The organism is Nonomuraea sp. NPDC049421, assembly GCF_040677005.1.
GTDB classification, from domain to species: domain Bacteria; phylum Actinomycetota; class Actinomycetes; order Streptosporangiales; family Streptosporangiaceae; genus Nonomuraea; species Nonomuraea salmonea.
Genome location: NZ_JBFAQA010000029.1, coordinates 47931 through 70264 on the forward strand (window position 1 = coordinate 47931; position 22334 = coordinate 70264).

Below are 22334 nucleotides of genomic sequence, written 5' to 3' on the forward strand. Positions count from 1 at the left end.
GGCCCCATGGACTTCTGGGCGACGGTGACGGTGCTGTTCAGGCGCTGGTACGTGACGGCACCTGCCTTCCTGCTGACGATCGCCGCGACCTTCGGCGTGTACGCCACGGCACCGAAGACCTTCGTCTCCACCTCCGCCATCGTCCTCACGCTGCCCGTCACCGGCGGCAGCCTGCCGAGCGACCCCAAGTTCCCCAACCCGAGCACCAACCCGCTGGTCACCTTCGACCAGGGGCTCAACATGACCTCCGCGATCCTCATCCAGGCGCTGAACACCCCGAGGGCCGCCGCCGAGGTCGGGGTGCCGCCGGGCGGCGACGTCACGCTCAGGGTCACCAGCGGCGGCACCAACCCCGAGCTGATGCCGGCGACCCCGTTCATCGTCGTCACCTGCGAGGCGCCGGCCGCCGAGCAGGCCCACTCCATCGTCGTCAAGGTGACCGCGCTGGCCGCCAAGGAGCTGCGCGCCCGGCAGCAGCAGGTCAAGGCGCCGCCCGCCACGTACGTGAGCGCCACCGTCGTCGTGCCGCCGACCGAGCCCGACGAGAAGAAGGGCAGCCGGCTGCGCAGCGCGGTCGTCGCCGGCGCGCTGGCGGCCTTCGTGAGCCTGTTCGCGGCGTTCGCGGCCGACAGCTTCGCCCGTCACCGCCGCGCCCGCCGTCGCGACGGGGCCGCGTCCGCGCCCCTGAAGACGGCCGCCGCCAACGGGGCCCGCTCGCTGGCGGGACACGAGGGATGACGGCCGCGCCCCCCGGCCTGACCGCCGCTCCCGTCGTGGTGCCCCGGCGCGCGGACGGCGCCACGCTGGCCGGCCTGTTCGCCCTGGTGCTGCTGTTCGTCCCGGCCCGGCTGGCGGTCGCGGGGCTGCCGCTGTCGCTCACCCCCGCCGAGATCGTCGCGCTGACGCTTGGCCTGGTGTGGGCGTGCGCGCAGATGGTCAGCACGACCGGCGTGGCCAAGGGGCCGAACCCCGTGCGTACCGCGGTCTTCGCGTACGCGCTGGTCATCCTGGCCGTCTACGGCTACACGACCTCCCTCTACCTGCCCTCCGACGAGCTCAACCTGGCCGACCACACGCTCGTCCTCTACTTCGGGTACGTGAGCCTCGTCCTGGTCATGTGCGACGGCGTCGGCACCCGTGAGCGCCTCGACTTCGTGCTCAAGGCGCTCGTGGTCGGCGGCACGTTCGCGGCGGCCGTCGCGCTGCTGCAGTTCAGGCTGAATGTCGACCTCACCCAATATCTGCGGCTGCCCGGCCTGCGCCCCACGTCGACCGAGGAGGTGCCGACCGTCATCTCCCGCTCGGCCCTGCGCCGGGTGTCGGGCACGCTGGGGCATCCGATCGAGTTCGGCGCGCTGTCGGCGATGCTGCTGCCGCTGGCCGCGCACCTCGGCTTCCAGGCGCACCGGCGCGGCCAGGGCGCGGTGCGCTGGTGGCTCTGCGCCGCCGTCATCGCGGCCGGCCTGATGTTCTCCGTCTCCAGGACCGCCGTGCTCGGCCTGGCGGGCGCCGGGCTGATCCTGCTCATCGGCTGGAACAACCGGCGGCGCCTGGCCGCCCTCGCCGCGTTCGGGGTGTTCCTCGGCGTCATGAAGCTGCTGGCGCCCGGCCTGCTCGGCACCTTCTACAACCTGTTCGCCGGGGCCGGCGAGGACAGCAGCATCATCTACCGCACCCACGACTACCCCTGGGCGATCCGCGAGTTCGAGCGGAGCCCGATCTTCGGTCGCGGGCCGGGCACCTGGTACCCATACAAGCACCAGGTGTTCGACAACCAGTACCTGCTCTCCCTGGTCGAGACCGGGCTGCTCGGCATGCTCGGGTTCGTCGGGGTGATCGTCACCGGGGTCGTCGTGGCGCTGCGCGTACGCCGCATGAGCACCGACCCCGACGTGCGCAACCTCGCGCTGACCGTCGCCGCCTGCCTGCTGATCCCGCTGCTCGGCGCGGCCACGTTCGACCTGCTGTCCTTCCCCGGCATCACCAGCGTGATGTTCCTGTTCGTCGGCACGGCCGGGGCGATGCTGCGGATGGAACGGCGCGCCGCTCAGGCCCCCAGCCTGGCCCTGAGGTCCTTCCACGACCCCGCCGACCGGTCCCGCTCGCTGACCGCGCCGACCGGCAACGGCCACGGCAGCGCGAGGTCGGGGTCGTCGTAGCGGACCGCCAGGTCCTCCGCCGGGTCGTGCTCCCTGTCGATGCGGTAGCAGACGTCGGCGTGCTCCGTCAGCGCCTGGTAGCCGTGCAGGAAGCCGGGAGGGACGTACAGGTGGGCGAACGTCACGTCGTCGAGCCGGACGGCCGTCCGCGCGCCGAACGTCGGCGAGCCGGGCCTGGCGTCCACCAGGAAGTCCAGGACGGCGCCGTGCGCGGCACGCACCAGCTTGGCCTCGCCGCGTCCGGAACGCCCGTGCATGCCCCTGATCGTGCCCCTGCGCGAGCGCGACTGGCTGTCCTGCACGAACGCGTGCGGGTCCAGGCCGTGCTCGGCCGCGAGCGCGGTGTCGAACGTGCGGGTGAAGAAGCCGCGCTCGTCGTGGTGCGGCGTCGGCACGAACAGCAGCACGCCTTCGAGCTCCAGGCGCTCGACTCTCATCGCGTTCCTCTCATCCCGGTAGGGTCCGCAGCCGGCGGGACGGCCTGAGCAGCGCCACGACCGACGCCCGCGCCGTACGCCGGCCGGCCGCCGCCCGCATCGCCTCGCCCAGCAGCACCGCGAGGTAGAAGCATGCGCTCGCCACCCGGCCGCGCCGCCGCCTGAACAGCCGCACCCGGTTGACCGTGAGCAGCGCGGCGAGCATGGGGCTGGTCTTCGCCTCGCCGCCGATGTGCTCGGCCACGGCCTCCGGGTCGTACCAGAGCGTCCAGCCGGCGTCCCCGGCGCGCAGCGCGTAGTCGGTCTCCTCGCTGTAGAGCAGGAACGACTCGTCCCAGGGGCCGACCTGCTCGATCATCTCGACCGACAGGAGCATGGCGGCTCCGGTGGCCCAGTCGGCGGGGCCGGGGCGCTCGTACCTGGCCGGGTCGGTGACCATCTCGCCCAGCGTGCCGATCCGGGCGGCGAGCCGGCCGCCGATCAGCGCCTCGGCCAGCGCCCTGCGTACCGCCGGGGTGCGGCGCAGCGAGTGGTGCAGCACGCCGTCCGTGCTGACCAGGCGGGGGACGGCGATGCCGGTGCCGGGACGGTCGAGCGCCGCGCAGAGGGCGGCCAGCGCTCCCGGGCGGAGCCGGCAGTCGGGGTTCAGGACGAGGACGGCGTCCAGCTCGGCGAGGTCGAGCGCGGCGATGCCGGCGTTGATGGCGGCCGCGTACCCGGCGTTCCTGCCGACCTGGACGGGACGTACCGGCAGCTCGGCCTTCCCGGCGAGCGCGAGCGAATCGTCCTTGGAGGCGTTGTCCGCCACCACGACGGCCGCGAGCCGGGTCCCCTCCGCGCCCGCGGCCAGCGAGGCCAGGCAGCCGCCGAGCACCGGCGCGCTGTTGTAGGTCACGATCACGATCGCGACTCGGGCGGGCGTCACAAATCGGCCATCGTGCCCCAGGAATGGATCGTTACAGGTAACAGAAGGCACATGTGGGGCGATATGTGGATCAGGGGCCGGTGTCGTAGAGACGGAGACACAATCCATGCAGGATCTGCAGGCTTTCACGTTTCGTCGCGACGAGCTCTTCCCGCTCGCGGACAAGTACTCCGAGCAGTTCCGTACGGCGTCGCCGTTCCGTCACGTCGTGATCGACGACTTCCTGCCGCCCGAGGCGCTGGAGCCGGTGCTGGCGGAGTTCCCCGAGCCGCGGGACGCCACCTGGCAGCGCTTCGACACCGCCCGCGAGGTCAAGCTCGCGCTGGCCGACCCCGAGCGCATGGGCCCGGCCACCCGGCACCTGCTGGCGGAGTTCAACGGCGGGGTGTTCATCGACTTCCTGGAGCGGCTGACCGGCATCACCGGCCTCGTCTCCGACCCGCACTTCGAGGGCGGCGGCCTGCACCAGATCCGCCCAGGCGGCTTCCTGAAGGTGCACGCCGACTTCAACCGCAGCCGCCGCCTCAACCTCGACCGGCGGCTCAACGGCCTGCTCTACCTCAACAAGGACTGGCAGGAGGACTACGGCGGTCACCTGCAGCTCTGGAACAAGGACATGACCGCGTGCGAGGGCAAGATCCTGCCGGTCTTCAACCGGTTCGTCCTGTTCGCCACCACCGACGACGCCAACCACGGCCACCCCGACCCGCTCACCTGCCCTGAGGACCGGGCACGGCGCTCGATGGCCCTCTACTACTACTCCAACGGCCGGCCCGCGGACGAGGTCACCGAGGAGCACACCACGCTGTTCCGCCAGCGTCCCGGCGAGGCGTGGAAGAGCAACCTGCGCCAGGTCGCCAAACGCTGGACGCCGCCCGCGCTGGCGGACCTCGTCGGCGGACGGAAGACCAAGGGCGAGTGAGGCCGCGCATCGCGGCCAGGGGTCTCGGGGCGGGCCTGGCCGCGCTGCTCGTGCTGCTCGGTACGGCCTGTCAGGCGTCCGGCGGGCGGGACCGGCTCGACGTCACCCCGGCTCCTTCGAGCCCGGCCGCCGCGCCCACCACGCCTTCCGCCCCGCCCTCCCAGCGGGTCTGGCCCGGCCCTGACAACACCGGCGTGCCCGACGGTGTACGGCTGCGCAAGTCGGGCCCGATGGTGGTCAAGGAGAACGGCGCGGTGATCGACGGCGTCGAGGTGACCGGGTACATCACGGTCGAGGCCGACGACGTGACCATCCGCAACACGCGCGTGCGCGGCACCGACAACTGGTGGGGGATCCTCCAGCGGGAGGGGCGCACCGGGCTGACCGTCGAGGACACCGAGGTGTTCGGGAACGGCAAGAAGCGGACGCAGTTCGGCATTCTCAACCAGGGCAGGCTGATCACGATCCGCCGCGTGGACATCCACACGATCTCCAACGGCATCTCCACCGATCAGGGGTTGATCGAGGACTCGTACGTGCACGACCCGAAGTACTACAAGGGCGATCACACCGACATGATCATGTCTACCGGGAGCGCCGCGCCCGGCACCGAGCTGATCATCAGGAACAACACCGTGATCAACACGCTCGACCAGACGGGCGCGATCGCCCTTTTTCAGGACTTCGGGGTGAGCCGTAACGTCACGGTCCAGGGCAACCTGCTCGCGGGTGGCGGGTGGACGCTTTATGCGGGGGCCGGGGAGAAGGGGCCGTCGTCGAACATCAAGGTCATCGACAACGTCTTCAGCCGCCAGGTGTGGCCCAAGGGGGGAGCTGCCGGGCCGGTTGCGTATTGGGATGATGACGGGTCCGGAAATCAGTGGGAGGGGAATGTATGGGAAAACGGGGAAACAGTAACGCCTGGATAGGTGCCGTTTTATGATCGTTTTTCGGGATATTCGGGAAAGGTGAGTTTCCTGAGAATGGGGAGGCCGCGAGTCCTTTTTCGCGGAATATCCTCTCTTTGTCCTTCGGCATGGCTAATCTCTCCCCCTGGGGGACTTGACGTGGCCGTGATCGGAAGGAGTCGCCTGTGTCCAGGCAGCGCAGGAAGAGCAGGAACGCCGGCTGGTTGTCCCTCGCCGGCGTCTCCGTGGTGGCGGCACTGGCCGGCACGTACGCGGTCGTCGTCGGTGAGCCGGAACCCCGTACCGTCCTGACCGACGCGTCGGAGCCCCGCCTGAGCGGCGCCGAGTCCCGGAAGGTCGCTCCCGGCGCCGCCGCGGGCCGTCACCTGCGCGGCCCCGCCACGACGCCGCCCTGGTACCGGCGCGAGCGGGACTTCTGGCGATGGTGGCCCCGGCGTCCCACGAAGCAGGCGCCCCGCCCGACCCGCCGCCCGACCGCCGCGCCGACCACGACGCGCACGGCGACCCCGGCTCCCAGCCCCACGCGCACCCGCACATCCGCCCCCACCCCGACGCGGACGCGCACGCTGCCCCTTCCCAGCCCGACGGTGACGCGGACGCTGCCGCTCCCGCCGAGCCCCACGCCCGTCCCGACACGGACGTTCACCCGGCCGCCGACCCCGCCCGTCACCCAGACCCCGGAGCCGACCAGGACGCCCACCCCGACCCCCACCCCGACCCCCACCCCGACCCCCACGCCGACCCCCACCCCGACCTCCACGCCGGCCCCGGAGCCGACCAGGACCACCGTGCCGCCCTCGGGCGACTGGCCGGGACCCGGCAACACCGGCGTCCCCGCGGGCACCAGGATGGTCGAGAAGACCGGCTCGATCATCATCAAGCAGGACGGCATGGTCATCGACGGCTGGGACGTCACGGGCGACATCACGGTCGAGGCGGACAACGTGACCATCCGCAACACCCGCGTCCGCGGCCAGAAGGACTATTGGGGCATCCTCCAGCGCGCCGGCCACACCGGCCTGAAGGTCGAGGACAGCGAGATCTTCGGCAACGGCAAGCGCCGCACCCAGTTCGGGATACTCAACCAGGGCAAGATGATCACGATCCACCGGGTCGACATCCACACGATCTCCAACGGCATCCTCACCGACCAGGGCCTGATCGAGGACTCGTACGTGCACGACCCGAAGTACTACTCCGGCGACCACACCGACATGATCATGTCCACCGGCACCGCCGCCTCCGGCACCGAGCTGATCATCCGCCGGAACACGGTCATCAACACCCTCAACCAGACCGGGGCGATCGCCCTGTTCCAGGACTTCGGCGTGACCCGCAACGTCACCGTCCAGGGCAACCTGCTGGCCGGCGGCGGCTGGACCCTCTACGCGGGCGCCGGCAAGAAGGGCATGTCGTCCAACATCAAGGTCATCGACAACGTCTTCAGCCGCCGGGTGTGGCCGAAGGGCGGCTACGCGGGCCCGGTGTCGTACTGGGACGCGCACGGCCCCGGCAACGTCTGGCGCGGCAACACCTGGGAGGACGGCGTCGCGAGCGTGACCGCGGGTTGACCCCGTATGGCGATCACCGACTTCACCAGCCCGGCCAGCCGCTCGAAGTGCAGCCGCGACTTGGGGAAGTAGTGCCGCATCTCGGTCACGCTGAGCAGCTCGACCTCCATGGCGATCATGCGCGCCGCGTCCCGGTCGGAGGTCGGCGTGTGCACGAGCGGCCAGCGCCGCAGGATCGTCGTCCGCGCCGCCAGCGGCAGGAACTGGAACCCGGGGAACAGGAAGTGCGGCTCGACCGGGAAATAGCGGTAGGGCGTCTGCACCCAGTGCCGGTCGGCCATCTCGTGCACGGTGTCGGCGAAGCGCTGCCGCCGCTGGTGCCCGCCCACGTGCTCGATGACCGCGTTGGAGAAGACCAGGTCGTAGCGGGCGCGGCGGATCGCGGGCGGCAGGTCGCAGGCGTCGGCCACGTCCGCGCGCAGCCAGGAGGGCAGGTCGGTGGGCGGCTGTTCGAGGTTGACGATGTGCACGTGGGCCGGCCTGACGGGGGCGCGCAGCCAGGCGCCGGCCGTGCCGCCGAGGTCGAGGACGTGCATGCGGTCGAGGTCGGGGAAGCGGCTCGCGAACCACTGCCAGCGCCGGGCCCGCGCCTTGGCCCCGAGCGAGTCGGGGGCGTCCACGAAACGGCTGCGCAGGGCGTTCAGTCGGCTCTTCACGCGGGCACCTTCCCGTACCATTCGACTGTTCTCCGTAACCCGTCGTCCAGGTCCGTGACCGGCCGCCAGCCGAGCAGCTCCGCCGCCGGGGCGATGTCGCCGACCTGCGTGATGTCGTACGGACGGTCGGGCGCCGCGCCGAACTCCGGGGTCTGTCCAGGCGCGGCGATCGCGAAGAGCTTCATGACGATGTCGTAGGCGGACGTCCGCACCCCGGTCGCGATGTCCATCGTGTGGCCGATCGCCTTGTCCGACTCCCCGGCCCGCACGTACGCGTCCACGATGTCGTCCACGTAGATCCAGTCCGCGAGCTTCGTCCCCTTCGTCAGCCGGGGGCGCTCGCCGCGTAACAGGCACAGCGTCACGTACGGGATGAGCTTCGTCGTGTCGGGCTGGGCGGGGCCGTACACCATGCTGGGCCGCAGCACCGTGACGGGCAGCTCCCACAAGCGGTGGTAGAGCTGCGCGTAGCCGGTGGCGGCCCACTTCGCCATCGCGTACGGCGACGACGGCGGCGCGTGCCCGTTGCCCGGCCGCGGCTCCTCGATCGAGCCGGTCAGCACGGTCCTGACGGCGTGCGCGCGGGCCGCGTCCAGCACGTTGACCGCGGCGACGAGGTTGCCCGCCAGCGTGACCCGCACCATCTCAGGGTCCCTGGCCCCGTTGACCTCGCTCGCCAGGTGGTACAGGACATCGGGGCGGACCGTGCGTACCAGCTCGGTCGTCGCCTCGGGTTCGCGCAGGTCCACCTGGTGCCGCCGGACCCCGTCCGCTGGGGTGCTCGCGGCGTCGTCCCCGCCCGTTGCGGCGCGCCGGCTCACGGTGTGGACCTCGGCCCCCAGCGCGGCCAGGCGTGCGGCGAGGTGCCCGCCGATGAACCCCGACGCCCCCGTCACCAGGGCCCGCCTGCCCGTCCACGTCATCAGCGCACCTTCCCCCGGCTCCCCACGGCCCGGTCACAGGTGTATCCCGGCCCGCCCGCACGCCGTTACGCCCCTCCGGAACGCCGAACGCCGCCGCCCTCGCAGGGGGCGGCGGCGTTCAGAGGCGGTTTCAGCTGATGCGCCAGGTGTCTCCACCCATGAGCAGGTCGCTGAGGTCGCCGGGACCCTTCTGCGCCACGGCCTCCTCCAGCTGCTCGGCCATCAGCGACTCGTAGGACGGCCGGTCGACGCTGCGGAAGATGCCGATCGGCACGTGCTCGAACGCCGGCTCGTCGAGCCTGCTGAGCGCGAACGCCACCGACGGGTCGGGGCTGTGGGCGTCGTGCACGAGGATCTGGTCCTCGCTCACGCTGTCGCGGGCCACGACCTCGATGCCGCCGGCCGGGCCGCGTACGACGGCCTTGCTCGCGCTCACGATCGGCTGGCCGTGCTCGAGCCGCAACGTGATGTCGTCGCGGACCTCGGGGTCCTTGAGCTGCTCGAACGCGTTGTCGTTGAAGATGTTGCAGTTCTGGTAGATCTCGACCAGCGACGTGCCGCGGTGGGCGGTCGCCTCGCGCAGCACCGACTGCAGGTGCTTGCGGTCGGAGTCGATGGTGCGGGCCACGAACGACGCCTCGGCGCCGATGGCCAGCGAGATCGGGTTGAACGGCTTGTCCAGCGAGCCCATCGGGGTCGACTTGGTGATCTTGCCGACCTCGGAGGTGGGGGAGTACTGGCCCTTCGTCAGACCGTAGATCCGGTTGTTGAACAGCAGGATGTTGAGGTTGACGTTGCGCCGCAGCGCGTGGATCAGGTGGTTGCCGCCGATCGACAGCGCGTCACCGTCACCCGTGATCACCCACACGCTCAGGTCGGGCCTGCTGGCCGCGAGCCCGGTCGCGATGGCCGGCGCCCGCCCGTGGATCGAGTGGAAGCCGTAGGTGTCGAGGTAGTAGGGGAAGCGCGACGAGCAGCCGATGCCGGAGACGAACACGATGTTCTCGCGCTTCAGCCCCAGCTCGGGCAGGAAGCTCTGCACCGCGGCCAGGATCGCGTAGTCACCGCAGCCCGGGCACCAGCGCACCTCCTGGTCGGACTTGAAGTCCTTCAGGCTCTGCTTCACGTCGGTCTTGGGGACGAGCGACAGGCCCCTCCCGTTCACCAGCTCAGTCACTGTCGATCACGTCCTGGATGACTCCGGCCAGCTCCTCGGCCTTGAACGGGAGCCCGCGCACACGGTTGTAGCTGATCACGTCGACGAGGAACCTGGCCCGCAGCAGCAGCGCGAGCTGGCCCAGGTTGATCTCGGGCAGCAGCACCTTGTCGTAGCGCTTGAGCACCTCGCCGGTGTTGGCGGGCAGCGGGTTGAGGTGGCGCAGGTGTGCCTGGGCGACCTTGCCGCCGGCCTTCCTGATGCGGCGCACGGCCGCGGCGATCGGCCCGTACGTCGAGCCCCACCCGATGACCAGCACCTTCGCCTCGCCGTCCGGGTCGTCGACGGCCAGGTCGGGCACGTCGATGCCGGCGATCTTGGCGGCGCGGGTGCGCACCATCAGGTCGTGGTTGTCGGGGTCGTAGGAGATGTTGCCGGTGCCGTCGGCCTTCTCGATGCCGCCGATGCGGTGCTCGAGCCCGGCGGTGCCGGGGATGGCCCACGGGCGGGCGAGCGTCTCGGTGTCGCGCTTGAACGGCAGGAACGCGCCGTCGTCGCCGTTGGGCTCGGTGGTGAACGGCTGCGAGATGTCCGGCAGCTCCGAGACCTCGGGCAGGCGCCACGGCTCCGAGCCGTTGGCGAGGTAGCCGTCGGAGAGGAGCATGACCGGAGTGCGGTACTTCACCGCGATCCTGGCCGCCTCGACCGCCGCGTCGAAGCAGTCGCTCGGCGACATCGGCGCCACGACCGGCACCGGCGACTCGCCGTTGCGGCCGAACAGCGCCATCAGCAGGTCGGTCTGCTCGGTCTTGGTCGGCATGCCGGTGCTGGGGCCGGCGCGCTGCACGTCCACGACGATCAGCGGCAGCTCGGTGGTGACCGCGAGGCCGACCGTCTCCGCCTTCAGCGCCACACCGGGGCCGCTCGTGGTCGTCACGCCGAGCGCGCCGCCGAACGCGGCCCCGAGCGCCGCGCCGACGCCCGCGATCTCGTCCTCCGCCTGGAACGTGCGGATGCCGAACCGCTTGTGCTTGGACAGCTCGTGCAGGATGTCGCTGGCCGGGGTGATCGGGTAGGACCCGAGGAACAGCGGCAGCTTCGACTGCACGCTCGCGGCGATCAATCCGTAGGCCAGCGCCTGGTTGCCGGAGATGTTGCGATAGACGCCCGGCGCCAGCCTGGCCGGCTTGACCTCGTACGAGACCGAGAACGACTCGGTCGTCTCCCCGTAGTTCCAGCCCGCCTGGAAGGCCGCGATGTTGGCCTTGGCGATGTCGGGCTTACGCGCGAACTTCTGCTCGAGGAACTTGATCGTGTGCTCGGTCGGCCGGTGGTAGAGCCACGACAGCAGGCCGAGAGCGAACATGTTCTTCGACCGCTCGGCGTCCTTCTTGGACAGGTCGAAGCCTTCGAGGGCCTTGACCGTGAGCGAGGTCAGCGGGACCGCGTGCACGCGCCACTCGCTGAGCGAGTCGTCCTCCAGCGGGTTGGCCGCGTAGCCGACCTTCTGCAGGTTGCGCTTGGTGAACTCGTCGGTGTTGGCGATGATGTCCGCGCCCCTGGGCAGGTCGCCCAGGTTGGCCTTGAGCGCGGCCGGGTTCATGGCCACCAGCACGTTGGGCGCGTCGCCCGGCGTGAGGATGTCGTGGTCGGCGAAATGGAGCTGGAAGCTCGACACGCCCGGCAGGGTGCCTGCGGGGGCGCGGATCTCGGCGGGGAAGTTGGGGAGCGTCGACAAGTCGTTGCCGAACTCCGCCGTGCCCGCGGTGAAGCGGTCGCCGGTGAGCTGCATTCCGTCGCCGGAGTCACCGGCGAACCTGATGATCACGCGGTCGAGTTGCTGGACCTGCTTCGTCACAGCTCAGTCCTCCTCGACGCGCCACTGCGCGGTTGCCTTAGGCGCGTTCTCTGTTTCCATGCTAGATCCTCGGAAGGTCACGCGTTTGCATGCCACCCATAGTGGGTAAACGCGGTCGAAGTCAGGTCAAGGTGAGGTGGGAGAGCGACGACACAGCCCGGAGGCCAGCCTGCAGAGGTCTACATGCAGGCGGGCGAACAGGACGGTTCGGGTCACGAGCGCCAACTATACGTCCCCCCAACACGTGCGCTACGTCAGGGGCTGCTTACCCGGCAGCTCGTTCCCTGACCTGTACATGCGGCCGGCCTGCATCCCCGCAGAGCCGTACAACTCAGGAACGGTCACCAAGCTGTAACCCTTCCCGCGCAACCTTTTGAGGATGTCCGGAACCGCATCCACGGTTTCCCGGTGAATGTCGTGCATGAGAATGATCGCACCTGGATGCGCTTCGCGCACGACCCGGTCCGCGATGTCCGACGCCTCGGTGGCCGTCTGGTCCTTCGAGTCCACGTCCCAGGTGACCACCGAGCAGCCCATCTCACGTGCGACGTCGCGTACCTCCTGGCTCACCGCCCCGTACGGCGGCCGCACCAGCGTGGGCGTCTGCCCGATGACCTCCGACACCGCGTCCGAGGTCTTGCCGAGGGAGTCGGCGACCTTGCTGCTCGGCTGCTTCGACAGGTCCCTGTGGGCCCAGCTGTGGTTGCCGACCAGGTGGCCCTCCATGCTCATCCGCCGGACCAGCGCCGGCTCCGACGCCACGCCACCGCCGACCGTGAAGAACGTCGCCCGCGCCCGCTGCTCCGCCAGCAGGTCGAGCAGCCGTCCCGTGTACGGGCCCGGGCCGTCGTCGAACGTCAGCGCCACGCACTTGCGCTTCGCGCAGTCCACGTTGCCCGCCCGGTTGCTGACCGCGTCGGGGCTGCTCGTGGCCGCGAAGCCGGGGTTCACCGGGTGCGCCGACCGCCTGGCCGCCTCCCGCACCGCCTGCTGCGCCCGCCGTCCCAGGTCCGACAGCAGCGGCGCGACCTGCTGCGCCGGTACGGCCACCGCCACCCGGCCGAGCGAGCACCTGCCGACCTCGCAGTCGTCGAACTCCACGACCAGGTCGCCGTTCCTGTTGAACGCCATGGAGTCGAACGTGTCCGCGTCCGCCGTCACCCGGCTGCGCTCCACCTGCGCGCCGCGCTCCGCGAGCGCCTCCTTGACCAGGGCCGCCAGCCTGTCGAGCGCCGCCCTGCCCGCCAGCAGTCCCGTCGATTTCGCGGCCTTGCCGCTGTGCGGGTCGAACCAGTACGTACGCGTGGAGTTGCCCCAGTTCGTGCCCAGGAACTCGCCGGTCCGCAGGCGCACCCCGACCGCCTCGGGGGAGGCGGCGGCGAACTGCCACTCCACGTTCAGCTCCGGCTTGGGGAGGATGGGGGCGTCGCCGCGGGTCGTGCGCCTGAAGTCCTTGAGCTGCCGCTCGGCGCCGGCCTTGAGCATCCGGTTGAGTGCCGGGGCGCCCGTCAGCACCGGGTACTTGATGTGCACGTATCTGCCGGCCGTCGCCTCGCCCTCCGTGACGGTCGCGGTGGACAGGCCGACGACGGTGGCGGGATCGACGAAGTCGATCAGCGTCGGCTCTGCCGGGACCATGATGTCCCTCCCGTTGGAGGCGGCGGCGAGGCCGCAACCGGAGGCCGAGAGGGCCAGCAGAGCGATTCCCGTACAGAACCGCGATTTGTGCATGCTTGTCAGGTTATGGGCGTGATCTTACGGTTTACCCGGATTTTGTGTGATCAGTCCGGACAATTTGACCGCGCTGGGTATCCGGTCATGTCCAGCTGAGCACCCGCTTCCGCCACGCGTACAGGATCCCCAGCGCGATGAACCCCAGGAAGACGAACATCTCGACCAGCGTGGTCAGCCCGTATCCAGGCGCATCGAACACGGTCGCCCACGGGAAGAGGAACACGGCATCCACCGCGAACACCACGTACAGATACGTGAACACGTAGTACCGCACCTGCGACTGCGCCCACCCCTCACCCACAGGGTCGACGCCGCACTCGTAGGTGGTCAGCTTCTCAGGAGTGGGCCGCGACGGCCGCAGCAGCCGATTCGCGAAGAGCGCCCCGGCGACGATCGCGACGCCGATGGCAAGCAACGCGGCCACCAGCACATAGGAGCCGAAGTAGCCGTCCATGCCCGGATCGTAACCCGCCCCGCCCGACGAACCCACCCCCAACCACGTGCCCTCACCCACTGCAGCGCGTTCCGTACCCCCTTCATCACCTCAGCCCTCGCATCACCCCCACAGACCCCTCACGCACCACCCTTCCTTTGCCTGTCCTGTGATCCGCGCAAGAATGGCCGTATGGCAGCAACGGACCTTCCGATGCCCACAGTGGGCCCGGTTTCGCGATTGGCGCCCAAGCCGATGCGCTTCATCCTCAACTGGGGCCGCCGCTACTCGTTGTGGGTGTTCAACTTCGGGCTGGCCTGCTGCGCCATCGAGTTCATCGCGGCCTCGACCAGCCGCCACGACTTCATCCGCTTCGGCGTGATCCCGTTCGCGAACGGCCCCAGGCAGGCCGACCTCATGATCGTCTCAGGCACGGTCACCGACAAGATGGCCCCCGCGGTCAAACGCCTGTACGAGCAGATGCCCGACCCGAAATACGTGATCTCGTTCGGCGCCTGCTCCAACTCCGGCGGCCCGTACTGGGACTCCTACTGCGTCACGAACGGCGTCGACCAGATCATCCCCGTGGACGTCTACGTCCCGGGCTGCCCGCCCCGCCCCGAAGCCCTCCTGTACGGCATCACCAAGCTCCAGGAGAAGATCGCCGGCGAAAAGCTGACGGACCGCTACATCTGGTCCCGCTCCCACGCGGAGGACCCGTCCGGCGGCCAGGCATGAGCGCCGACCTCCCAGCCGACGTCACAGCCGGCCTAGAGGCCCACTTCGGCGACCGCGCCGAGGTCACGGAGTCCTACGGCGACACCACCATCGACGTGCCCCCGACGGACTGGACGAACCTCCTCGAATACGCCCGCGACACCCTCGGCCACACCTATTTCGACTGGCTGACGGGCGTCGACGAGCCTCCCGACACGTTCGCCATCGTGGCCCACGTCTACAACCCGGACGCGCGACGCAGGCTGCTCCTCCGCACCCGCGTCCCCCGCGACCACCCCCACCTCCCCACCGCCGTCCCCATCTACCGGGGCGCGAACTGGCACGAGCGCGAGACGTACGAGATGTTCGGCGTGATCTTCGACGGCCACCCCAACCTCGTCCCGCTCCTGCTCCCCGACGGCTTCGAAGGCCACCCGCTCCGCAAGGACTTCATCCTGGCCGCCCGCGTGGCCAAGCCCTGGCCCGGCGCCAAGGAGCCCGGCGAATCAGGACACGGCGCCCCGAGCCGCCGCAAGACCCTTCCGCCCGGAGTTCCAGCCGACTGGGGGCCGCCCGATGCTTGAAGTGGTGCTGAGCTTCGTCGTCATCCTCGTCGTGTTCCTGGTGCTGCCGCTGATCGTCGGTCAGACGGAGCACAAGGTCATGGCCCACATGCAGTCGAGGCTCGGCCCCATGTACGCGGGCCGCTTCCACGGCTGGGCGCAGCTCATCGCCGACGGCGTGAAGTTCGCCCAGAAGGAGGACATCATCCCGGCCGCGGCCGACCGCCGCATCTTCATGATCGCCCCCGGGGTGGCGCTGGTCCCGTACCTCCTCGTCCTGATCGTCATCCCCATCGACCGCGGCCGCGCCGCCGTCGATCTCGACCTCGGTCTGTTCTTCGTCCTCGCCGTCATGGGTGTCGGCGTGCTCGGCTCGATCATGGCGGGCTGGGCGTCGGCCAACAAATACTCCGTGCTCGGCGGTATGCGCTCCGCGGCCCAGCTCATGTCGTACGAGCTGCCTCTCGTCCTCGCCGCCTCCTCGGTCGCGATGGCGGCCGGCACCCTGTCGCTGTCGGGGATCGTCGAGGTCTGGCAGTGGTGGTGGCTGCCGTGGCAGGCGATCGGCGGCATCGTCTTCTTCGTGGCCGGTCTGGCCGAGCTGCGCCGCCCGCCGTTCGACATGCCGATCGCCGAGTCCGAGATCATCATGGGCCCGATGACCGAGTACACCGGCATGCGGTTCGCCCTGTTCATGCTCTCCGAGTACGTCGGCATCGTCGTCCTGTCCTTCCTGACCACCGTGCTGTTCCTCGGCGGCTGGCACGGCCCGTTCCTGCCCGGCTGGCTCTGGACGCTGCTGAAGGTCTTCTTCCTGTCGTTCGTCGTGATCTGGCTGCGCGTGACGTACCCGCGGCTCCGCGAGGACCAGCTGCAGAAACTCGCCTGGGCGGTGCTCGTCCCCCTGGCCCTCGTCCAGCTGGCCCTGACCGGCTTGATCAAAGTCCTGATCTGACCCGGTACGACCAATAATCCAATCCCTTTAGACCGAATTATTGGTCCTTGATACCCCTTCAACCGCCTACGTACGATCACCGTCCGAGAAAGAACGTCCCGTACGGAGGTGTTCACGTGCTCTCAAAGCGCCTGCTCGCGAAATTGGTCGTAGCCGCCGCCATCATCACCACCGGCATCCTGGCCGCCGCCCCCGCCAACGCCGCAACGGACCCGCCCACCACTGACGGGTACATCTGGTCCAACTGACCACACCCCCGCGCAGACCAGAAAGCTCCTCGGAGAGCCTCCAACCCACGCCCCATGAAGGTGTCACATGATCTCGAAGAAAGTCGCAGCACAGGTCGTCGCAGCCATAGCGATCATCTTCGCCGGCATCCTGGCCGCGAGCCCCGCCAATGCCGTCACCGATCCACCCAGCGGCGGCCAGGTCGGCACCAACGGTTTCACCTGGTCCAACTAAGAGCGCGGCCGGCGGGCGTCGCGCCAGGCAGGTCAGCGGACGATGGCCAGCATCACGTCGGAGGCCGACGGACGATCCGTGGGCTGCTTGCTCAGGCAGGCGCCCACGACGTCGCGTAAGCCGGCCGGCAGCCGCGACAGATCGGGAGAGTGATTGAGCACCCGATTGAACACCGCCGGCACCGTGTCCTCCCCGAACGCCGGCCGCCCGGTGGCCGCGAACACCATCGTCACCGCCCAGCTGAACACATCGGACGGCGGCCCCACGGTCTCGCCCTTGAGCTGCTCAGGCGACATGTAAGGCGGAGTGCCCACCATCTTCCCTGACGTCATCGTCATCTGGTCGAGCGCCCTGGCGATGCCGAAGTCGATCACCCGCGGCCCGTCGTGCCCGATCAGCACGTTGCTCGGCTTGAAATCCCGGTGAACGACCCCCGCCTTGTGGATGGCCGCCAGCGCTCCGGCTGTGGACAACGCCAGCCGCGTCAGACCGTCCTCGTCCCGGGGCCCGTGCTTCCTGACGAGCTGCTCCAGCGACGGCCCGTCCACGTACTCGCTGACGATGTACGCGTGCTGCCCGCCGATGTTCACGTCGAGCACCCGGGCTGTGGAAAACGTCGCCACCCGCCGCGCCGCCTCCACCTCGCGCGCGAACCTCGTCCTGGCCACGTCATCGACCAGATCGTGCAGCACCTTCACCGCCACCCGCACCCCGTTGGGCGCCACGGCGAGATAGACCGCCCCCTGCCCGCCGCGCCCGAGCTGCCGCTCCACGCGGTAGTGCCCGATCCACTGCGGCTGCCCCAGCGGCCGATGCACGGACGGAGCGGTGATGCGCTGCCGCACGTCGGCAGGGGGACGAGGAGTCGGAACCGGAGTCGGAGTCCGGGTCACAGCCGGAGCGAAAACCGCAGTCATGCGGGCCTTGGCCATGAACGGCACCAGAATCCCCGAATGGATGACCCCGCCGACCCAGCTGAGCAGGAGCCCCAGCGTGACGGGCACGGTCAGCTCGGCGGGAGCGTCGTCATTGGGGTAGGCCAGCACGGCGATGGTGAACGACCCCATGCCGACCAGATAGACACACGCCGCCACCCCGTGCCAGACGTTACGCAGCCAGAACGCCGCGAACCCCACCGTGAACGGGGTCGCGAAGCCGCAGGTGAGCAGCGGCAGACAGGCCCACACCACGGCGGCCGTCCACCGCAGGCCGCTCGGCCGGATCGGATGGCTGTGCTGCATGGCGGAGAGACTATCGCCCTGCCACCCGTTCATATCGGACATGCACACAGCTTGTGGATAACTACTCGCCAGCCTGTGGATAGCTGTGGAAAACCTGGGGACAACCCCACTCCCTCATTCACGTCCAGCCCCAAGTGCGTCATGATGTTGAACCATGGGGCGGATACCGGGAGTGGGACTGGCGAAGGGGCTGTCCATCACCCTTCGCCACATGCTGCGCAAATCCGTCACGCAGCAATACCCCGAGGTCAAGCCCGACCTGCCGCCGCGCAGCCGCGGCGTCATCGCGCTGGTCGAGGAGAACTGCACCTCGTGCATGCTCTGCGCCCGCGAATGCCCCGACTGGTGCATCTACATCGACTCGCACAAGGAGACGATCCCGGCGCCTGAGGGCGGCCGCGCCAGGCAGCGCAACGTCCTCGACCGCTTCGCGATCGACTTCTCCCTGTGCATGTACTGCGGCATCTGCATCGAGGTCTGCCCGTTCGACGCGCTCTTCTGGTCCCCGGAGTTCGAGTACGCGGAAGGCGACATCCGCAACCTCCTCCACGAGAAGGACAAACTGTCCACGTGGGTCCAGACCGTCCCCCCGCCGCCCGCCCACGACCCAGGCGCCGAACCCCCCAAGGAACTGACCGCAGCCCGCCGCCCACCCCGCCCCGCATCTCCCAAGAGAGACCAGCCACCCGCGGCCAAGCACACACCAACCCCGGAAAAGGCCCCCACCCCAACTCCCAGCAGGGAAGAGGGAACCAGGGCAACTTCCGGCACAGACCAGGGCACAACGGCGGCTTCCGGCCTAGACCAGGGCACCCCGCCGGCATCCGAGGCTCAGCCCACCCAGGGCATCACGCCCGCCGAACAGGACCCCACTGCCAGGCCGTCCCGCCCGGGCGGCCGTGCTCGCCGCGCCATGACGAACGTTCGAGGAATCCGCCCTCCGGGTGCCCTCCCCTCGAAGCACGAACCCTCCACAAGCCCAGCCCCACCGCCCCGAGAGGCGAAGGGCACCCCAGCCGCGCCCGGACAAACCGCCGACACAGAAGCCACCCAGGCGGAGGAAGCACCCCGGACCGCCAAGGCTGCCCCGTCCGACGCCACACCCTCCGCTGATGTCCGCTCCGGCGACGTCGGCGGCGAGAGCCACCCGCAAGACCGCCCCACACCTCAAGACGAGCAGCCCGCCCCTCAAGAGAACCCCGCGCAGAAAGACCGAGAAGGGCCTTCATCCACAGGCGAGCCGCCTCCCGGCAAGTTGTCCACAGCCGAGGGCGAGCCGCCGCCGGAGCCCGATCAGCAAGGGCAGACTTCTGCCGCGAGCCGCCGCCGGCGCAGGATGGCCGATCCACGGTCCATCCGGCCCCCAGGGCGGCTCGGTCCTGACGAGTCGGAGGAGTCCGAGGAGGAGTCGTGACCGAGGCGGTGCCCTCCTACCTGTCACCCACCGGGCAAGAGATCGTCTTCTTGCTGCTGGGAGCGGTAGCGGTTGGATCGGCGCTGCTCGTCGTCATGACCAAGCAGATCGTCCACGCGGCCCTCTGGCTCGTGGTCTGCTTCGGCGCGCTCGCCGGGGGCTACCTCGTTCTCACCGCCGAGTTCGTGGCCTGGGTCCAGGTGCTCATCTACGTGGGCGCGATCATCGTGCTGCTGCTGTTCGGCATCATGCTCACCCGCGCGCCCATAGGCCGCTCCGCCGACCTCGACAGCGGCAACAAAGTGGTGGCGGCCGTAGTGGCGGTGGCGACGGCGGCGATCCTCGTCACGGTCGTGATCGACGGCTTCCGTACGGCCTACACACCCCTGACTCCAGGCCCCGGCGCCGCCAAGGAGCTGGGCGCCAGCATCTTCGCCACCTGGGTCCTACCCTTCGAGGCACTGTCCGTCCTCCTGCTGGCGGCCCTGATCGGCGCCATAGTCCTGTCCCGCACCGACATCCCAGGCGCCCCCGCCCGCACCTCCGCGCAGCAGCAAGGAAACAACGGCCCCGCCCCCACACCCGGCATCCGACAGAGCCCCTCACCATCTGACGGACCCGAGCGCAGCACATCCTGGGACCAGACCGTGCGCGACGTGTCATCCGGCGAGCGCGTGAACGGCCCGCCATCCAACGAGCCCGCGGACGGCAAACCACCCGACGAGACCGGGGGTCAGTAGTGCACATCGTCTACCCGGCGGTCGTCTCCGCGCTCCTGTTCTCCATCGGCGTCTACGGCGTGCTCGCTCGACGCAACACGATCCTCGTCCTGATGTCGGTCGAGTTGATGCTCAACGCCGTCAACCTCAACCTGGTGGCGTTCGACGTGTGGCTGGGCGACCGCCTGCACAGCGGCCAGGTGCTCACCCTCTTCGTCATCGTCATCGCCGCCGCCGAGGTGGGCCTGGGCCTGGCCATCGTGCTGGCCCTCTACCGCAACCGCCAGACGATCGACCTGGACCACCTCCGCGCCCTCACCGAACCCGCCGACGACAGCCCAGGCCCCGCCGACGACAGCCCAGGCCCCACCGACGACCACGCCCGCACCCCGGCTGGTCACGCCGGCACACCCCACGAGATCGGGGACGGCCGTACGAGTCCACCCGGCGGTCACCCCAGCACGACCGCCGAGCCCGCGATACCCGCCGACCACACCCAGGACGACTCCGAACGCCCCGTCAACCGAGGCGGTGGTAAGCGATGACGACCTTCCCCCTCCTGGCCGTGCTGCTCCCGTTCGCCGCGGCGGCGGCCGGTCTGCTGTTGGCCCGCTGGCGCCCAGGCAGACCGCCGACGACCACCACGGGCACCGGCCGGGCGGCCTGGATCGCCATCCTCCCCACCGCGGCCGCAGCCGTCCTGGCGGCCTGGCTGGCGTGGACGCCGGGTTTCCGCTATTTCACGCAGACCGCCACACCAGCCCCACCCACCGGCCAGACCTACGGCACGATCACCACCGGCGGCGTCCCGATCTCCCTGACGCTCCAGGCCGACGCGCTCTCCGCCGTCCTGGGCGTCCTCGTGACGCTGGTGGCGCTGGCCGTACAGATCTATTCGGTCGGCTACCTCGAAGACGACCCGCGCTACCCCTCCTACAGCGCCTTCATCAGCCTGTTCACCAGCGCGATGCTCCTGGTCGTCTACGCGGGCGACCTCCTGGTCCTCTACGTGGGCTGGGAGATCATGGGCCTCTGCTCCTACCTCCTCATCGGCCACTGGTGGGAAGACCGCGGCAATTCACGCGCCGCGATCAAGGCGTTCCTGGTGACGCGGCTGGGCGACGTCGGCTTCCTGTTCGGCATCTTCGTGCTCGGCATGGGGGCGGGCAGCTTCCGCATCGCCGACGTCCTGGCGAAGGCGCCGGAGATGTCCACGGCGACGGTCGTGACGGCCACGATGCTGCTGCTGGCCGGCGTCGCGGGCAAGAGCGCCCAGGTGCCGCTGCACACGTGGCTGCCCGACGCGATGGCGGGCCCGACCCCGATCAGCGCGCTGATCCACGCCGCCACGATGGTCGCGGCCGGCATCTTCATCGTGGCCAGGCTGTTCCCCGCGTTCCTCGCCGCACGCCCCACGCTCGACGTGCTGGCCGTCATCGCGGCGCTGGGCATGCTGGGCGCCGCGCTGGCCGCCCTCGCCCAGGACGACCTGAAACGCGTGCTCGCCTACTCCACGGTCAGCCAGCTCGCCTACATGGCCGGCGGGCTCGCGGCCGGCTCCGACACCGCGGCCGTCTTCCACCTGCTCACGCACGGCGCGTTCAAGGCGCTGCTGTTCCTGTGCGCGGGCGTGGTGATCCACCACGTCGGCTCCAACCTGATGACGCAGATGGGCGGTCTGCGCAGGGAGCTGCCGGTGACGTTCGTGACGATGACGATCGGGTTCGCCGCCCTGATGGGCCTCCCGCCGGCCAGCGGGTTCTTCAGCAAGGACGGCCTGCTCCTCACCATGGACCGCGCCCTGGCCGGTCCCGGCCTGACCGACGCGGCTGCCCTCCTGCTGTACGGATGCGCGCTCGCGACCGTCGCCGTCACCGGCGCGTACGCCACCAGAGCCTGGCTGCGCACCTTCTTCGGCGAGCCCAGAGCCGTGGCGCTCCCGGAGCCGCCGCCCGGCACCGCCCACGTCGTGGACGCCAGGGAGGCTCCGCGCACGATGCTCGTCCCCGTCGCCGTCCTGGCCGTCCCCGCCCTGCTGCTCGGCTTCGCGGGTGAGCCGCACGTCGCGTTCGGCGTGGCCGCCGTCAGCGTCGTGCTCGCGCTGCTCGGCGCGGGCGTCGTCTACGCGTTCTGGCGCAGCGACCCCCTCGCCGACCCGGCCCGCCTCCTGGGGCCGCTGCGGGCGCCGTGCGAGCGGGCGTTCTACGCCGACACCCTGTACGCGGCCCTGTTCGTCCGCCCGATCCTGGCCCTGGCCACGGCGGTCGTGAGGACGGACGACACGGTCGTGGACGGCGCCGTACGCGGATCGGGCAGGTCTGCCCGCGGCCTGTCAGGACTGGTGCGCCTGGCCCACAACGGCAACGTCCAGCTCTACGTGAGCGGCCTCCTGGCCGGCGTCCTGCTGATCGCGGTGGGGGCGGTGGTGTTCACATGACGCGGCGGACCCGGGCGGTGATGTGCGCATGACGGCCTGGCCCTCGATGCCGATCATGGGGCGGTTCCGGGCGGTGGTGCTCAGATGACGGCCTGGCCCTTGACGCCGATCACGGGGCGGATC

23 protein-coding genes and 1 pseudogene are annotated in these 22334 nt (G+C 70.0%); 14 read left to right on the forward strand and 10 right to left on the reverse strand.

Annotation, left to right across the window (positions count from 1 at the left end):
- Positions 1-6: 6 nt before the first annotated feature.
- Together AB0K18_RS37935 and AB0K18_RS37940 are read left to right on the forward strand one after the other, a co-directional pair.
- A complete protein-coding gene (locus AB0K18_RS37935) occupies positions 7-738 on the forward strand; it encodes a hypothetical protein (protein WP_364924708.1) in 732 nt (243 codons plus the stop codon).
- The gene (locus AB0K18_RS37940; protein WP_364924711.1) at positions 735-2159 is read left to right on the forward strand and encodes an O-antigen ligase family protein; all 1425 of its coding nucleotides are present in this window, start codon (positions 735-737) and stop codon (positions 2157-2159) included. The genes AB0K18_RS37935 and AB0K18_RS37940 overlap by 4 nt, the downstream gene beginning before the upstream one ends.
- Here the strand turns inward: AB0K18_RS37940 and AB0K18_RS37945 are convergent.
- Both AB0K18_RS37945 and AB0K18_RS37950 read right to left on the reverse strand, forming a co-directional pair.
- Positions 2048-2596 carry a dTDP-4-dehydrorhamnose 3,5-epimerase family protein gene (locus tag AB0K18_RS37945; protein ID WP_364924714.1) on the reverse strand — a complete coding sequence of 183 codons (549 nt, stop codon included), beginning with the start codon at positions 2594-2596 and terminating at the stop codon, positions 2048-2050. The two genes, AB0K18_RS37940 and AB0K18_RS37945, sit on opposite strands and share 112 nt — an antisense overlap.
- A 10-nt stretch (positions 2597-2606) precedes the next feature.
- Complete coding sequence (locus AB0K18_RS37950) at positions 2607-3521, reverse strand: glycosyltransferase family 2 protein (RefSeq protein ID WP_364924717.1); 915 nt, start codon at positions 3519-3521, stop codon at positions 2607-2609.
- Between the two features lie 106 nt (positions 3522-3627).
- On the opposite strand from AB0K18_RS37950, the gene AB0K18_RS37955 reads away from it, so the two are divergent.
- The 3 genes from AB0K18_RS37955 to AB0K18_RS37965 all read left to right on the forward strand — a co-directional run bounded on the left by AB0K18_RS37955 (position 3628) and on the right by AB0K18_RS37965 (position 6943).
- Positions 3628-4443: a 2OG-Fe(II) oxygenase gene (locus AB0K18_RS37955; RefSeq protein WP_364924720.1), complete on the forward strand. Its 816-nt coding sequence runs from the start codon at positions 3628-3630 to the stop codon at positions 4441-4443.
- Complete coding sequence (locus AB0K18_RS37960) at positions 4440-5372, forward strand: hypothetical protein (RefSeq protein ID WP_364924723.1); 933 nt, start codon at positions 4440-4442, stop codon at positions 5370-5372. The genes AB0K18_RS37955 and AB0K18_RS37960 overlap by 4 nt, the downstream gene beginning before the upstream one ends.
- Before the next feature lie 164 nt (positions 5373-5536).
- A complete protein-coding gene (locus AB0K18_RS37965) occupies positions 5537-6943 on the forward strand; it encodes a hypothetical protein (RefSeq protein ID WP_364924726.1) in 1407 nt (468 codons plus the stop codon).
- Here AB0K18_RS37965 and AB0K18_RS37970 read toward each other — a convergent pair.
- The 7 genes from AB0K18_RS37970 to ndhC form a co-directional block, all read right to left on the reverse strand.
- Positions 6844-7599: a class I SAM-dependent methyltransferase gene (locus AB0K18_RS37970; RefSeq protein WP_364924729.1), complete on the reverse strand. Its 756-nt coding sequence runs from the start codon at positions 7597-7599 to the stop codon at positions 6844-6846. The two genes, AB0K18_RS37965 and AB0K18_RS37970, sit on opposite strands and share 100 nt — an antisense overlap.
- Positions 7596-8522 carry an SDR family NAD(P)-dependent oxidoreductase gene (locus tag AB0K18_RS37975; protein ID WP_364924732.1) on the reverse strand — a complete coding sequence of 309 codons (927 nt, stop codon included), beginning with the start codon at positions 8520-8522 and terminating at the stop codon, positions 7596-7598. Before AB0K18_RS37975 ends, AB0K18_RS37970 begins: the two co-directional genes overlap by 4 nt.
- A 130-nt stretch (positions 8523-8652) precedes the next feature.
- Positions 8653-9699 carry a 2-oxoacid:ferredoxin oxidoreductase subunit beta gene (locus AB0K18_RS37980; protein WP_364924735.1) on the reverse strand — a complete coding sequence of 349 codons (1047 nt, stop codon included), beginning with the start codon at positions 9697-9699 and terminating at the stop codon, positions 8653-8655.
- Complete coding sequence (locus AB0K18_RS37985) at positions 9692-11536, reverse strand: 2-oxoacid:acceptor oxidoreductase subunit alpha (protein WP_364924737.1); 1845 nt, start codon at positions 11534-11536, stop codon at positions 9692-9694. Before AB0K18_RS37985 ends, AB0K18_RS37980 begins: the two co-directional genes overlap by 8 nt.
- A gap of 126 nt (positions 11537-11662) precedes the next feature.
- Positions 11663-11752, reverse strand: a complete 90-nt coding sequence (locus AB0K18_RS37990; protein WP_311132193.1) for a putative leader peptide — start codon at positions 11750-11752, stop codon at positions 11663-11665.
- A 33-nt stretch (positions 11753-11785) separates the two neighbouring features.
- Positions 11786-13267: a polysaccharide deacetylase family protein gene (locus AB0K18_RS37995; RefSeq protein ID WP_364924740.1), complete on the reverse strand. Its 1482-nt coding sequence runs from the start codon at positions 13265-13267 to the stop codon at positions 11786-11788.
- A gap of 85 nt (positions 13268-13352) precedes the next feature.
- On the reverse strand, positions 13353-13724 hold the full coding sequence (gene ndhC / locus AB0K18_RS38000) for an NADH-quinone oxidoreductase subunit A (RefSeq protein ID WP_345394563.1): 372 nt from the start codon (positions 13722-13724) through the stop codon (positions 13353-13355).
- Between the two features lie 234 nt (positions 13725-13958).
- On the opposite strand from ndhC, the gene AB0K18_RS38005 reads away from it, so the two are divergent.
- From AB0K18_RS38005 to AB0K18_RS38025, 5 genes are all read left to right on the forward strand, one after another.
- Entirely contained in the window at positions 13959-14441 is a 483-nt protein-coding gene (locus tag AB0K18_RS38005; protein WP_364375843.1) for an NADH-quinone oxidoreductase subunit B family protein, read from the forward strand.
- Positions 14438-15004: an NADH-quinone oxidoreductase subunit C gene (locus tag AB0K18_RS38010; RefSeq protein ID WP_364924742.1), complete on the forward strand. Its 567-nt coding sequence runs from the start codon at positions 14438-14440 to the stop codon at positions 15002-15004. Before AB0K18_RS38005 ends, AB0K18_RS38010 begins: the two co-directional genes overlap by 4 nt.
- Positions 14997-15938 carry an NADH-quinone oxidoreductase subunit NuoH gene (gene nuoH / locus AB0K18_RS38015; RefSeq protein ID WP_364924744.1) on the forward strand — a complete coding sequence of 314 codons (942 nt, stop codon included), beginning with the start codon at positions 14997-14999 and terminating at the stop codon, positions 15936-15938. Before AB0K18_RS38010 ends, nuoH begins: the two co-directional genes overlap by 8 nt.
- Before the next feature lie 116 nt (positions 15939-16054).
- Positions 16055-16186, forward strand: coding sequence for a hypothetical protein (locus tag AB0K18_RS38020; protein ID WP_364924746.1), 132 nt, complete (start codon positions 16055-16057; stop codon positions 16184-16186).
- 67 nt (positions 16187-16253) lie between these two features.
- Positions 16254-16400, forward strand: a complete 147-nt coding sequence (locus AB0K18_RS38025) for a hypothetical protein (protein WP_364924749.1) — start codon at positions 16254-16256, stop codon at positions 16398-16400.
- 32 nt (positions 16401-16432) lie between these two features.
- Here AB0K18_RS38025 and AB0K18_RS38030 read toward each other — a convergent pair whose 3' ends face one another.
- Complete coding sequence (locus tag AB0K18_RS38030; protein WP_364924752.1) at positions 16433-17641, reverse strand: serine/threonine-protein kinase; 1209 nt, start codon at positions 17639-17641, stop codon at positions 16433-16435.
- Between the two features lie 211 nt (positions 17642-17852).
- Here AB0K18_RS38030 and AB0K18_RS38035 point away from each other — a divergent pair, with 211 nt between their 5' ends.
- The 4 genes and pseudogenes from AB0K18_RS38035 to AB0K18_RS38050 all read left to right on the forward strand — a co-directional run bounded on the left by AB0K18_RS38035 (position 17853) and on the right by AB0K18_RS38050 (position 22211).
- The gene (locus tag AB0K18_RS38035; RefSeq protein ID WP_364924755.1) at positions 17853-19055 is read left to right on the forward strand and encodes a 4Fe-4S binding protein; all 1203 of its coding nucleotides are present in this window, start codon (positions 17853-17855) and stop codon (positions 19053-19055) included.
- Positions 19052-19795: an NADH-quinone oxidoreductase subunit J gene (locus AB0K18_RS38040; protein ID WP_364924757.1), complete on the forward strand. Its 744-nt coding sequence runs from the start codon at positions 19052-19054 to the stop codon at positions 19793-19795. Before AB0K18_RS38035 ends, AB0K18_RS38040 begins: the two co-directional genes overlap by 4 nt.
- Positions 19795-20097 (forward strand): annotated as a pseudogene (gene nuoK / locus AB0K18_RS38045) (NADH-quinone oxidoreductase subunit NuoK); the annotation flags it as partial. The gene AB0K18_RS38040 and the pseudogene nuoK, both read left to right, overlap by 1 nt.
- 218 nt (positions 20098-20315) lie before the next feature.
- The gene (locus AB0K18_RS38050) at positions 20316-22211 is read left to right on the forward strand and encodes an NADH-quinone oxidoreductase subunit L (RefSeq protein ID WP_364924760.1); all 1896 of its coding nucleotides are present in this window, start codon (positions 20316-20318) and stop codon (positions 22209-22211) included.
- Positions 22212-22334: the final 123 nt, after the last annotated feature.

Excerpts from the sequence above, each read along its gene's own strand:
- AB0K18_RS37955 (WP_364924720.1), top strand. The coding sequence starts at position 3,628 with ATGCAGGATCTGCAGGCTTTCACGTTTCGTCGCGACGAGCTCTTCCCG.
- AB0K18_RS37935 (WP_364924708.1), top strand. The coding sequence starts at position 7 with ATGGACTTCTGGGCGACGGTGACGGTGCTGTTCAGGCGCTGGTACGTG.
- AB0K18_RS38010 (WP_364924742.1), top strand. The coding sequence starts at position 14,438 with ATGAGCGCCGACCTCCCAGCCGACGTCACAGCCGGCCTAGAGGCCCAC.
- AB0K18_RS37940 (WP_364924711.1), top strand. The coding sequence starts at position 735 with ATGACGGCCGCGCCCCCCGGCCTGACCGCCGCTCCCGTCGTGGTGCCC.
- AB0K18_RS38050 (WP_364924760.1), top strand. The coding sequence starts at position 20,316 with ATGACGACCTTCCCCCTCCTGGCCGTGCTGCTCCCGTTCGCCGCGGCG.
- AB0K18_RS37945 (WP_364924714.1), bottom strand. The coding sequence starts at position 2,596 with ATGAGAGTCGAGCGCCTGGAGCTCGAAGGCGTGCTGCTGTTCGTGCCG.
- ndhC (WP_345394563.1), bottom strand. The coding sequence starts at position 13,724 with ATGGACGGCTACTTCGGCTCCTATGTGCTGGTGGCCGCGTTGCTTGCC.
- AB0K18_RS38005 (WP_364375843.1), top strand. The coding sequence starts at position 13,959 with ATGCGCTTCATCCTCAACTGGGGCCGCCGCTACTCGTTGTGGGTGTTC.
- AB0K18_RS38035 (WP_364924755.1), top strand. The coding sequence starts at position 17,853 with ATGCTGCGCAAATCCGTCACGCAGCAATACCCCGAGGTCAAGCCCGAC.
- AB0K18_RS37975 (WP_364924732.1), bottom strand. The coding sequence starts at position 8,522 with ATGACGTGGACGGGCAGGCGGGCCCTGGTGACGGGGGCGTCGGGGTTC.
- AB0K18_RS37995 (WP_364924740.1), bottom strand. The coding sequence starts at position 13,267 with ATGCACAAATCGCGGTTCTGTACGGGAATCGCTCTGCTGGCCCTCTCG.
- nuoH (WP_364924744.1), top strand. The coding sequence starts at position 14,997 with ATGCTTGAAGTGGTGCTGAGCTTCGTCGTCATCCTCGTCGTGTTCCTG.
- AB0K18_RS38025 (WP_364924749.1), top strand. The coding sequence starts at position 16,254 with ATGATCTCGAAGAAAGTCGCAGCACAGGTCGTCGCAGCCATAGCGATC.
- AB0K18_RS38030 (WP_364924752.1), bottom strand. The coding sequence starts at position 17,641 with ATGCAGCACAGCCATCCGATCCGGCCGAGCGGCCTGCGGTGGACGGCC.